This window comes from Pseudomonas sp. 15C, from assembly GCF_055484735.1.
Genome location: NZ_JBUDGD010000003.1, coordinates 165753 through 177500 on the forward strand (window position 1 = coordinate 165753; position 11748 = coordinate 177500).

The window sequence follows — 11748 nt, forward strand, 5'->3', positions numbered from 1 at the left end:
TATTCAATGAATGACTGACGACGAGACCCTATGGCCACTCCCAGCGCTAGCTCTTATAACGCCGACGCCATCGAAGTCCTCTCGGGCCTCGACCCGGTGCGCAAACGCCCCGGCATGTACACCGACACCAGTCGGCCGAACCACCTCGCCCAGGAAGTCATCGACAACAGCGTCGACGAAGCCCTGGCCGGCCACGCCAGATCGGTGCAGGTCATCCTGCACGCCGACCACTCGCTGGAAGTCAGCGACGACGGCCGCGGCATGCCGGTCGACATCCACCCGGAAGAGGGCGTGTCAGGCGTCGAACTGATCCTCACCAAGCTGCACGCGGGCGGCAAGTTTTCCAACAAGAATTACCAGTTCTCCGGCGGTCTGCACGGGGTGGGTATTTCTGTAGTCAACGCGCTGTCGACCGAAGTGCGCGTGCGTGTCAAACGCGACGGCAATGAATACCAGATGACCTTCAAGGACGGCTTCAAGGCCTCCGAACTGGAAATCGTCGGCACCGTCGGCAAGCGCAATACCGGCACCAGCGTGTACTTCGCGCCGGACCCGAAATACTTCGATTCACCGAAATTCTCCATCAGCCGCCTCAAGCATGTGCTCAAGGCCAAGGCTGTGCTGTGCCCGGGGCTGCTGGTCAGCTTCGAGGACAAAGGCACCGGCGAAAAAGTCGAATGGCATTACGAAGACGGCCTTCGCTCGTATCTGGTCGATGCGGTCAGCGAATTCGAACGTCTGCCCAACGAGCCGTTCTGCGGCGCGTTCGCCGGTAATAAGGAAGCGGTCGACTGGGCGCTGCTGTGGTTGCCCGAAGGTGGCGACGCGGTGCAGGAAAGCTACGTCAACCTGATTCCGACGGCGCAGGGCGGCACCCACGTCAACGGTTTGCGTCAGGGCCTGCTCGATGCCATGCGCGAATTCTGCGAATTCCGCAGCCTGCTGCCGCGAGGCGTGAAGCTGGCGCCGGAAGACGTCTGGGAGCGCATCGCTTTTGTCCTGTCGATGAAAATGCAGGAACCGCAATTCTCCGGCCAGACCAAAGAGCGCTTGTCGTCGCGTGAAGCCGCGGCGTTCGTCTCCGGCGTGGTCAAGGACGCGTTCAGCCTGTGGCTCAACGCCAACCCGGAAACCGGTCTGGCCCTGGCTGAACTGGCGATCAACAACGCCGGCCGTCGCCTCAAGGCGAGCAAGAAAGTCGAGCGCAAGCGCGTCACCCAAGGCCCGGCGCTGCCCGGCAAACTGGCCGACTGCGCCGGGCAGGACCCGATGCGGTCCGAGCTGTTTCTGGTCGAAGGTGATTCCGCTGGCGGTTCCGCCAAGCAAGCGCGGGACAAGGAATTCCAGGCGATCCTGCCGTTGCGCGGCAAGATCCTTAACACCTGGGAAGTCGACGGCAGCGAAGTGCTCGCCAGCCAGGAAGTGCACAACATCGCCGTGGCCATCGGCGTCGATCCGGGCGCGGCGGACATGAGCCAGCTGCGCTACGGCAAGATCTGCATCCTCGCCGACGCCGACTCCGACGGTCTGCACATCGCCACGCTGCTTTGCGCGTTGTTCGTCCAGCACTTCCGCCCGCTGGTCGATGCCGGTCACGTCTACGTAGCGATGCCGCCGCTGTACCGCATCGACCTGGGCAAGGAAATCTATTACGCCCTCGACGAGGCCGAGCGCGACGGCATTCTTGATCGTCTGGTCGCCGAGAAGAAGCGCGGCAAGCCACAGGTCACCCGATTCAAGGGTCTGGGTGAAATGAATCCGCCGCAACTGCGCGAAACCACCATGGACCCGAACACCCGGCGCCTGGTGCAGTTGACGCTCGGCGAAGATTTCGCCGAGACCTCGGAAATGATGGACATGCTGCTGGCGAAAAAACGCGCCGGCGACCGTAAATCCTGGCTCGAATCCAAAGGCAACCTCGCCGAGGTGCTGGCCTGATGCGTTGTGGCTGGGCCCTGGCGTGTGCGTTGCTGCTGAGTGCGATGAGCGTGTCGGCCGAGCCGTTGCAGGAGCTGCGCGTGCTCTCCGAGCATGCCGTTGAGGGCATGCGCGGCGGCAATCTGTCGGGGCTGGCGATGTGCGGCGACGCACTGTGGGCGGTATCGGATCGCGATGACGATCAGATCTATCGACTCGATACCGGCGCTCAGGTCTGGCAGGCCGAAGCCAAGCGCATCGACGTGCCGCTGGTGCCGGATACCGGTTTGCCATGGGGATTGCGCTCGCGCAACTGGGCGGCGTCGTTCGTGCGCGGTGGCGATCTGGATTTCGAAGGCATCAGCTGCGACAGCGCGGGCAATCGCTATCTGGTCAGCGAAGGCCATGCGGCGGTTTTGCAGGTGCCCCTCATCGGCCCCGCCAACTGGCTGAAGATTTCACCGTTGATGGTGCGTGAAGCGCGGGCCAGCGGGATGTTGCTGCACTTCAATGCGATTTTCGAAGGTCTGGCGATCAACCCGGCAGGCGATCAGATGTGGCTGGCCGCCGAACGACAAAGCCGCGGTTTGCTGCTGATCAAGCGTCAGCAGACGGTGTGGGATTGCGAGGGGCGCTGCGTGCTGCTCAGCGAGGGCGGCAAAGAGATGCAGCCGCCGCAGTTTCCCCACGCCAGAGCGGTGAATCGCGACTTTTCCGACATCGCGTTGTTCAACGGCAAGCTGTTTACCCTTGAGCGCAACGCGTTCCAGATCTGTCGTCGCGATGCGCAGACCGCCAAGGTCGAACAGTGCTGGTCGTACGCCGCCGAACTCTTGCAGGCCAATCGCCGTTACTCGCAGAACTACGGGCTGGAGGAAGCGTTGATCATCGACGCCGATGGAGCCTGGGTAGGCGTCGACAATAATTTCGGACCGCGTGCCGACGGTGAGGTCCGCCCGATCGTCTGGCGTTTCGCCGCGCCTGATGGCGGCTGGGGTGCCCGGCCATGAGCCAGCAGCCACCGGGCAAACGCGCCGGGCGGGTGCTGATGGTGCTCGCCTGGTGCGCGGCGCTGTTTCTGGCCACGCGTTTTTTCGGCCAGTGGGAACAGCGCCAGCAGAATCCGAACATCGTCGTCACGTCGGAGCAGGGCGAAGGGTTTATCGAAGTGAAACTGGCGAGCAATGCTCAAGGGCATTTCGTCGCCAGCGGCCAGATCAACGGCGAACCAGTGGAGTTCATGCTCGACACCGGTGCGACCGATGTGTCGATCCCGGCGGATCTGGCCAAGCGTTTGAAACTGGAAGAAGGTTTCGGTGTGACCCTGAGCACGGCCAACGGCCTCAGCCAGGGCTACCGAACCAAAATTGCCCGCCTGCAACTGGGCGACATCGTTTTGCGCGACGTTCGCGCACTGGTGGCGCCGGGGCTGCATGGCGATCAGGTGCTGCTCGGCATGAGCGCCCTGAACAGACTTGAATTTACTCAGCGCGGTGGCACCATGCTGCTGCGCCAGACAACGAACCGATGAGGCCCGCATGAGCGACATCCTTGCAGACAGCTTAGACGGCGTAGAACGCCGGTCGCTGGCTGACTTCACCGAAAATGCCTACCTCAACTACTCCATGTACGTGATCATGGACCGCGCGCTGCCGCATATCGGCGACGGCCTGAAACCGGTGCAGCGGCGTATCGTCTACGCCATGAGCGAGCTGGGGCTGGATGCCGATTCCAAGCACAAGAAGTCGGCGCGTACCGTCGGTGACGTGCTCGGCAAGTTCCACCCGCACGGCGACTCGGCGTGCTACGAAGCGATGGTGCTGATGGCCCAGCCGTTCAGCTATCGCTACACGCTGGTCGACGGCCAGGGTAACTGGGGCGCGCCGGACGATCCGAAGTCCTTCGCCGCCATGCGTTACACCGAAGCGCGGCTGTCGCGCTATTCCGAAGTGCTGCTCAGCGAACTGGGCCAGGGCACTGCCGACTGGGGCCCGAACTTCGACGGCACCCTGCAGGAACCGCTGGTGCTGCCGGCGCGCCTGCCGAACATTCTGCTCAACGGCACCACCGGTATCGCCGTGGGCATGGCCACCGACGTACCGCCGCACAACCTGCGCGAAGTCGCCACCGCCTGCGTGCGCCTGCTCGACGAACCGAAAGCCACGGTCGAACAGCTCTGCGAGCATATTCAGGGCCCGGATTATCCGACCGAAGCGGAAATCATCACGCCGCGTGCCGACCTGCTGAAGATGTACGAAGCCGGCAAGGGCTCGGTGCGCATGCGCGCCGTGTACCACGTCGAGGACGGCGACATTATCGTCACCGCGCTGCCGCATCAGGTCTCCGGTGCGAAAGTGCTGGAGCAGATCGCCGCGCTGATGCAGGCGAAACCGTCGAAAGCGCCGCAGATCGCTGACTTGCGTGACGAGTCCGACCACGAAAACCCATGCCGCATCGTGATCATCCCGGTCAACAGCCGCGTCGATCACGACGCGCTGATGCAGCACCTGTTCGCCAGCACCGAGCTGGAGTCGACCTACCGGGTCAACGTCAACATCATCGGTCTGGATGGCAAGCCGCAGTTGAAGAACCTGCGCGCGTTGCTGGTCGAGTGGCTGGAATTCCGCGTGCTGACCGTGCGTCGCCGCTTGCAATTCCGCCTCGACAAAGTCGAGCGCCGCCTGCACCTGTTAGACGGTTTGCTGATTGCCTACCTCAACCTGGATGAAGTGATCCACATCATCCGAACCGAGGAGCACCCCAAAGCCAAGCTGATCGAGCGCTTCGCCCTCAGCGAAATCCAGGCGGACTACATTCTCGATACCCGTCTGCGTCAGTTGGCGCGACTGGAAGAAATGAAGCTGCGCGACGAGCAGGACGAACTGCTCAAGGAACAAGCCAAGCTGCAAGCGCTGCTGGGCAGCGAAGCCAAGCTGAAGAAGCTGGTGCGCACCGAACTGCTCAAGGACGCTGAAACCTACGGCGACGACCGTCGTTCACCTATCGTCGAGCGCGCCGAAGCCAAGGCGCTGACCGAGCACGATCTGCTGCCGAACGAGAAAGTCACCGTGGTGCTGTCGGAAAAAGGCTGGGTGCGTTCGGCCAAGGGCCACGACATCGACGCCACTGGCCTGTCGTACAAGGCCGGTGACGGCTTCAAGACTTCGGCAGCGGGGCGTTCCAACCAGTTTGCGGTGTTTATCGACTCGACCGGCCGCAGCTATTCGGTCGCCGCGCACACCTTGCCGTCGGCCCGTGGTCAGGGCGAACCGTTGACCGGTCGTCTGACGCCGCCGCCGGGTGCCTCGTTCGAATGCGTGCTGATGCCTGAAGACGACGCGCTGTACGTGATCGCCTCCGACGCCGGCTACGGCTTCGTGGTCAAGGGCGAAGACCTGCAAGCCAAGAACAAGGCCGGCAAGGCTTTGTTGAGCCTGCCGAACAACGCCAAGGTCATCGCCCCGCGTCCCGTCGCCGACCGTGAACAGAACTGGCTGGCATCGGTCACGACCGAAGGTCGCCTGCTGATCTTCAAAATCAGCGATCTGCCACAATTGGGTAAGGGCAAGGGCAACAAGATCATCGGTATCTCCGGTGAACGTGTCGCCAGCCGCGAGGAATACGTGACGGACATCGCCGTCCTTCCGGAAGGCGCCACCCTGGTGTTGCAGGCCGGCAAGCGTACCCTGTCACTGAAGGCCGATGACCTCGAACACTACAAAGGTGAGCGTGGGCGTCGCGGAAATAAACTGCCGAGGGGCTTTCAGAGGGTCGATGCGCTGCTCGTCGAAAACCTCAATCAGGCGTCCTAGAGAGCTCGATCTACGATTTAACGCGTAGATCGACACTTTGGCGCTGGAGTCGGAACGCATATTCACGGATGATATGGCCTTTCAAGCGCCGGCGTGGCCGAGCGTTCTTCATATTTATTGAGTATTTTCACTGTGGTCAGCCTTGTGGCGGCCACCTGGACGGGATGATGACTGCTCTGCGCCTTCCTCTTTTTTTGTTGCTTGCCGGCGTTCTTGGCCTGGCGGGTTGCAGCGTACACCAGCCGGTGTCGCTGTATCAGCTGGACAGCGGAAGTCCGGCTCAGCCTGCGCAAAGCGCGGGCATGGCGGTTTTACTGGGGCCGGTAGTCGTAGCGGACTACCTGCAGCGAGAGACTTTGCTGCAGCGCCAGCCCGACGGCAGCCTGCAGGCAGCGACGGACGGTCGCTGGGCCGGCAGCCTTTCGTCGGATATCGATCAGTTGCTCATGCGTCAGGTTGCCGGTCATCTGGACAGCCAGCGTGTGGTGCTGGCGCCGGCGACGACCGGTTTCAATCCGGATGTGCAAGTCTTGCTGACGATCACGCGACTGGATTCCGGTGCCAAGCAACCGGCGATTCTCGATGCGCAGTGGCGCTTGATCGACCGTCGCGGTCAGGTGCGCGATAACCGCATCGTTCATCTGCAGGAGTTGCATGCCGGCAGCACCGCGTCGCAGGTGCAGGCCCAGGGCATCCTGCTGCAGCGTCTGGCCGAGCAGTTGTCGGTGGCGCTCAAGCCGTTGGCCAATCAGCCACCGGTGGCCGAAGCGCCGCGCAAGCGGGACGCCAAACCGGCGGCACCGGCGGCCGAAGCTGAAAAGCAGCCGAAGATTCCGATGGCATCGCCGATTCGTACGGATATGGAAGTGTTTCGCTTCTAAGCCTGATTCGAGTCAGAACAGAGCCCGCCTTGTGCGGGCTTTGTTGTGTCTGGGGTTTGGTAGACAGGATCAAAAGCCCCTCATCGGAACGCCGCCCGCCTAGCCCTCTCCCAGAGGGAGAGGGGACTGACCGAGGTGTCTTGCGTCATACGTCGATCTGAAAGATTTTGGCGATATAGATTCACAGTCAAGCGTTCAGGTCGGCGTCATTCTCGAATATCCCCCAATCAGTTCCCTCTCCCTCTGGGAGAGGGCTAGGGTGAGGGGCTTTTTGAGATGAACAAGACTCTAACAAACGCCACCCACAAAAAAGCCCGCAGACAATCCCTCATCTGCGGGCTTTTCGTATTTCAGGCCGGAAGCTTAAGCCCGGCGCTCATGCATCCGCGCCAGTTGCCGCTCGAGCATCGACGGATACGGTTCCATCAACCGTTCGACGCAGCAAGCACCCTCAGGGCTGGCGATCGGGCGGATCCGTGCACGCTGACGGATCAGCGCATCGTCACTGATCTTGCGCTCGACCAGCAGCAGGTTGCGGCTGTGTTGCGACAGCGCCAGGGCATCCTGCGCCGAATCGGTCAGCAGCAGGTCGATCTGGCTCAGGCCGAACAACTCGTCGCCCAGCGTCAGGCCCAATTGCAATTGCAGGGTGATGCCGCTGTCCGCGACCTCGATCTGCAACTGATGACCGAGTGCGCGCAGCAGTTCGCCGCAGCAGATCGCGTTGGTCAGGTAGTCGTCGCCGCAATCTTCGGTGTGGAACAGCATCAGTGTGCTGCCATCGTTCAGCGTTTCAATCTCGCCCTGATACAGCGAAGCGGCCTGCTCGAGGCAATCGCGATAGCGTTCCTGCAACTCTTCAAGACGCGCACGCGGCAAACGCCGCAATTGCTCTTGCGAACCGAGCTGCACGGCCAGGACGGCGCTGTGCTGCGGCACGCTCGGCGTGGGCTTGCGCACAAGCGGTTGCGCCGGGGTATCGAGCGATTCGTCGCGCAGATCGGCAAACGCATCATCATCGTCATCGTCCTCGACGGTGCTGACCAGACGGCGCGGTGCAGGCTTCTGTGCGGCCATCGGGCGAGTTTCGTCGAAGCTTGGGTCGCGCAGATTGCGCACCTCGAATTCCGGCTCGTCTTCTTCGTCTTCGAACACCGGCTCCGGTTCCGGCGCGGGCTCCGGGGCGTAGCTGGCGTGCAGTTGCCGCGCCAGATCGCCGATTTCATCCTGACGATCGATCCCCGGCGTGTGTTCGTCGATCCGCCGCAGCCATACGCGCAACTGCAGCAAGGGTGTCGACAGATGCCGGCCCATGCGCAAGCTCAGGGCCAGCGACAGCGCCAGCAGAATCCCGCTGAGAATGCCCATGCTTTGCAGGCTGATGGTCATCGGCTGCTGGAACTGATCCATGTCCAGGCTGATGCGCAGTTGCCCGGCAGTCACATCCTGGAAGGTGATCTTGCTCTCGTACAAACCTTCGGCTTCGCCCAGCAGGCTGTGCTTGGGGCGTTGACCGGATTCGGCGAGGATACGGTTATCCACGCTGTAGATCGCCGCGTGGGCCACCAGTTTGTTTTTTGTCAGGTTGTTCAGCAGCACATTGAGGCTGAGGATGTCGTTGGACACCAACAGCTCAGTGGCCGAAGTCGCGGTCTGCGTGGTCAGGCTTTCGCCCAGCGCATCGGCCTGCTGGTGCATGGCCTGCTTGAATTGCAGGCCCATCACCGCGGCATAGATCACCAGGGCCAGAGCGACCAGGATCACGTTATGGCTGGCAATGCGCAATGCAATCGGTACACGGCGGTGGCGCAGTGCACGGAAGATCAGCAGGAAGAAGTTATCGGTTTTAACAGGCGTGGGCCGGTTCACTGAGCTCGGCTCTTTGTCCGTGAAGTTGACGCGCAGTATAGCGACAGGCCCCAGACCGGCAAAGCGCTGGCGGTGCCCGATGGTCACTGAAAGTGCGTAGAATGCGGTTTTTTTCCAGTTGCGGGGGTGCGCGTTGCGCGAAATCGTCCTGATTAACATCACGGGAGTCGACCGGCCGGGTCTGACGGCGGCCATTACCGGTGTTCTGGCCCAGGGTGGCGTGAACATTCTCGACATCGGTCAGGCGGTGATCCACGACACCCTGTCGTTCGGCATCCTGGTTGAAATCCCCGACTCCGAGCAAGGCAAAGCCGTGCTCAAGGACATTCTGTTCAAAGGCTACGAGCTCGACCAGCAGGTGCGCTTCACCCCGGTGTCCGAAGCGGATTACCAGCAATGGGTGGGCAATCAGGGCAAAAAACGCCACATCGTCACGCTGTTGACCCGCAAGGTCACCGCCGAACAATTGCAGGCGGTCAGTTCGATCACTGCCAGATACGGTTTGAATATCGACCACATCGACCGTTTGTCGGGGCGGATGGCGCTGGACACTCCGGCCGATCAGGGCAAGGGCTGCATCGAGTTTTCCGTGCGCGGTGAGGCCGCCGACCCGCAAGCGCTGCGTGCGGAATTCCTCAGCGTTGCTCAGGAATTGAACGTCGACATCGCTTTCCAGGAAGATTCGCTGTTCCGCCGCAACCGGCGTCTGGCCGTGTTCGACATGGACTCGACGCTGATCGAAGCCGAGGTAATCGACGAGCTGGCCAAGGCTGCCGGTGTCGGCGATCGCGTCTCGGAAATCACTGAGCGCGCCATGGCCGGTGAACTGGATTTTCGCGCCAGCTTCAAGGAGCGTCTGGCCTTGCTCAAAGGTCTGGACATCAGCGTGCTCGATTCGATCGGCGCTTCGTTGCGTCTGACCGAAGGCGCGGAAACGCTGTTCGCCGAACTCAAGCGGCTGGGCTACAAAACCGCCATTCTGTCCGGCGGCTTTACCTACTTCGCCAAGCAACTGCAGGCCAAACTCGGCATCGACTACGTGTTCGCCAACGAACTGGAAGTGATCGACGGCAAGTGCACTGGTGTGGCGATCGAACCGATTGTCGATGCCCAGCGCAAGGCCGACCTGCTCAAGGAACTGGCGCACAAGGAAGGTTTGCGCCTGGAGCAGACGATCGCCGTGGGTGACGGCGCGAATGACCTGCCGATGCTGGCGATTGCGGGTTTGGGCGTGGCGTTCCGTGCCAAGCCGCTGGTCAAGCAGTCGGCGAAGCAGGCGATCTCGACGCTTGGTCTGGATGGCGTGCTGTATCTGCTGGGCTTTCGTGATCGTGACGGGCAGGTCTGAGTTTTTCATCGCCTGAATGGGCGCCATCGCTTGCAGGCAAGCTCCCACATTGGATCTTTGACAGTCCCACAATTCCTGTGGGTGCATGAGAACCAATGATGCTCACACAACCCTGTGGGAGCAGCTAGCGCTGCTAGCGATTGCATCGCCGCCGATCTGGCGGCGAGCATTCAAAGTGATTTCCACAACGAGTCAAAATCCTCTTCGCTACCGCCATTCTGCGCGGCTTCCAACGAGCGGTAGGCGAACTGGTTGAAGCTGTGCGTACTGGCCACGCGCCGATCCAGCCCGGCGCGATGCTCTTCGCCGTGGGTGTTGATCAGCACTTTCTGACCTTCCTGGAACGGCAGGCGCGGAGTCAATAGCGTGGCCGGCAAGTCGATTGCGCTGATCTCCGGCAATAGCAAACCGCGTAGATACTGGCTGTGGTCATCCTGTGAACGCACCAGTTGCAGCCCACAAGGCTGGGCATGCGGTGCGACCAGTTCGATGCCCATCTGCGTGCCGCTACCGCGCACCTGGCGGATCCAGCGAATCACCGCAATGCTCCAGCTTTGGCTCGCACTGTCGCGAATGCCGAGCATTTCCCCGGCCTGCAATTGCGCAGGCACTTCATTCGGCCATGCCAGGCAATAACCACCGGGGCTGTGATTGATCACCGGCAAAGCGTAGGTCGGATAATCCGCTGTGGCTTCGCTGCCCTCATCTTCGATCAACTGGTCGTACTGGATTTCTTCGTAGGGCAGATATTCATCATTGCTCTGCGGCGCCGCATCGAAGGCCTGGCTCCAGCTGTCCTTTTCGCCTTTGGCGACCACCTGGCTGAAATTCGCCGGACGCGCTCCGGGGTGCTTGAGCAGTTCGCTGAAGGTGCGTCCGCCACCGAGATAGAAGTGCAGCGCGCTCATGCCTACGCATACGGTCAGATTGCCCTGGCCGGCGGTGCGTTGAAAGCTGCGCTCGGCGGTCTGGCCCCAGGTGGCGTGCAAATGTTGCAGAGTATCGAGGCTGAGCCCGGCAGGGATCGGCAGTGCCGCGGCCGTTGGCTGATTCAGCTGCGCCTCGATGGCGCTCACCAGTGGTTGCGGATCGAAGCTGAGCAGGCTGCTGCGCTGCTCGCTGCGAAACATGCTGCGGTAACGCGGGCCGACATCCAGTTCGGCGCTGATCGCAAACAGACCGGTGTCCGGCCCGGCGGGCTGCAACTTGAGCAGCGCACTCCACGGCTCCAGCGCTTCGCCCAGCCGGGCGATCTGATTCTGGCGCAACTGATTGCACCGGGCGCTGCCCAGCAGCAGCGCGGCGATGTAGGTCTGTTCCAGGCTCAGTTCAGGCGTGAGGCTGGCCAAATCGTCGCGCACGCGGCGGTGTTGCAATTGCAGGTCAACCGCGTTGCGATAGAGCTGATGCAGCTCGAACCACAGCTGTTCCGGCGGCGCGCTGTACAGCTGGGTGGCGCGCAGCAATTGGCCTTTGAGGGCATGCGCGGCCCGTTGCAGGGCGGTGCTGACCAGGGCTGCGCGCTCCTTGCGGTACTTCGACGCAATGCGCAGGACGATCTGTATATAGCCGATCGCCAGATGGCCTTGCAGGGCCTGGCACAGATTGCTGATCTTGCGCGAACGCTCGTCGAGCATGATCGCCTGATGCAGAAAGTGCCGCTCCAGATGCTGACAGACGAAATACACCTCGGGCCGCAGCAATTCGAGCAAGGCGAGGCGGTTGTCGCTGGGCGTGAGCAGTTGGTTCAGTTCGCCAAGGCCCTGATACAACTGGCGCGCGGTTTCGCCGATGTTGGCTTTGGGCAGGCTGGCGATCCAGCGCTTGAGGTCGCGCGGGTTCGCTTCGCAAAATGACAGGCGCGGCTGACTTGGAGTCGGGGCACGCAGCCGGAGTGGGGAATTGGTCTGGCTCATGCCAA

8 protein-coding genes are annotated in these 11748 nt (G+C 61.9%); 6 read left to right on the forward strand and 2 right to left on the reverse strand.

All coding sequences use genetic code 11. The annotated features are described in order from the left end of the window. Positions 1 to 30 precede the first annotated feature (30 nt). From parE to ACYYKW_RS03525, 5 genes are all read left to right on the forward strand, one after another. Positions 31 to 1938 carry a DNA topoisomerase IV subunit B gene (gene parE, locus ACYYKW_RS03505; RefSeq protein ID WP_093105463.1) on the forward strand — a complete coding sequence of 636 codons (1908 nt, stop codon included), beginning with the start codon at positions 31 to 33 and terminating at the stop codon, positions 1936 to 1938. Then, a complete protein-coding gene (locus tag ACYYKW_RS03510) occupies positions 1938 to 2927 on the forward strand; it encodes an esterase-like activity of phytase family protein (RefSeq protein WP_464989424.1) in 990 nt (329 codons plus the stop codon). Before parE ends, ACYYKW_RS03510 begins: the two co-directional genes overlap by 1 nt. Beyond that, positions 2924 to 3448, forward strand: coding sequence for a retropepsin-like aspartic protease family protein (locus ACYYKW_RS03515; RefSeq protein WP_093105455.1), 525 nt, complete (start codon positions 2924 to 2926; stop codon positions 3446 to 3448). Before ACYYKW_RS03510 ends, ACYYKW_RS03515 begins: the two co-directional genes overlap by 4 nt. 7 nt (positions 3449 to 3455) lie before the next feature. Continuing rightward, the gene (gene parC, locus ACYYKW_RS03520) at positions 3456 to 5729 is read left to right on the forward strand and encodes a DNA topoisomerase IV subunit A (RefSeq protein WP_464989425.1); all 2274 of its coding nucleotides are present in this window, start codon (positions 3456 to 3458) and stop codon (positions 5727 to 5729) included. Positions 5730 to 5896: 167 nt separating this feature from the next. Further along, positions 5897 to 6610: a PqiC family protein gene (locus tag ACYYKW_RS03525; RefSeq protein WP_090280706.1), complete on the forward strand. Its 714-nt coding sequence runs from the start codon at positions 5897 to 5899 to the stop codon at positions 6608 to 6610. A 363-nt stretch (positions 6611 to 6973) separates the two neighbouring features. On the opposite strand, the gene ACYYKW_RS03530 is transcribed toward ACYYKW_RS03525, so the two are convergent. After that, a complete protein-coding gene (locus tag ACYYKW_RS03530) occupies positions 6974 to 8479 on the reverse strand; it encodes an AhpA/YtjB family protein (protein WP_464989426.1) in 1506 nt (501 codons plus the stop codon). A gap of 133 nt (positions 8480 to 8612) precedes the next feature. Between ACYYKW_RS03530 and serB the strand changes: the two genes are divergently transcribed. Further along, positions 8613 to 9827, forward strand: a complete 1215-nt coding sequence (serB, locus tag ACYYKW_RS03535; protein ID WP_464989427.1) for a phosphoserine phosphatase SerB — start codon at positions 8613 to 8615, stop codon at positions 9825 to 9827. 170 nt (positions 9828 to 9997) lie between these two features. On the opposite strand, the gene ACYYKW_RS03540 is transcribed toward serB, so the two are convergent. Continuing rightward, the gene (locus ACYYKW_RS03540) at positions 9998 to 11743 is read right to left on the reverse strand and encodes a molecular chaperone (RefSeq protein ID WP_464989428.1); all 1746 of its coding nucleotides are present in this window, start codon (positions 11741 to 11743) and stop codon (positions 9998 to 10000) included. Positions 11744 to 11748 lie beyond the last annotated feature (5 nt).

Coding starts and splice junctions, on each gene's coding strand:
- ACYYKW_RS03525 (WP_090280706.1), top strand. CDS start 5,897: ATGACTGCTCTGCGCCTTCCTCTTTTTTTGTTGCTTGCCGGCGTTCTT.
- parE (WP_093105463.1), top strand. CDS start 31: ATGGCCACTCCCAGCGCTAGCTCTTATAACGCCGACGCCATCGAAGTC.
- parC (WP_464989425.1), top strand. CDS start 3,456: ATGAGCGACATCCTTGCAGACAGCTTAGACGGCGTAGAACGCCGGTCG.
- ACYYKW_RS03510 (WP_464989424.1), top strand. CDS start 1,938: ATGCGTTGTGGCTGGGCCCTGGCGTGTGCGTTGCTGCTGAGTGCGATG.
- ACYYKW_RS03515 (WP_093105455.1), top strand. CDS start 2,924: ATGAGCCAGCAGCCACCGGGCAAACGCGCCGGGCGGGTGCTGATGGTG.
- ACYYKW_RS03540 (WP_464989428.1), bottom strand. CDS start 11,743: ATGAGCCAGACCAATTCCCCACTCCGGCTGCGTGCCCCGACTCCAAGT.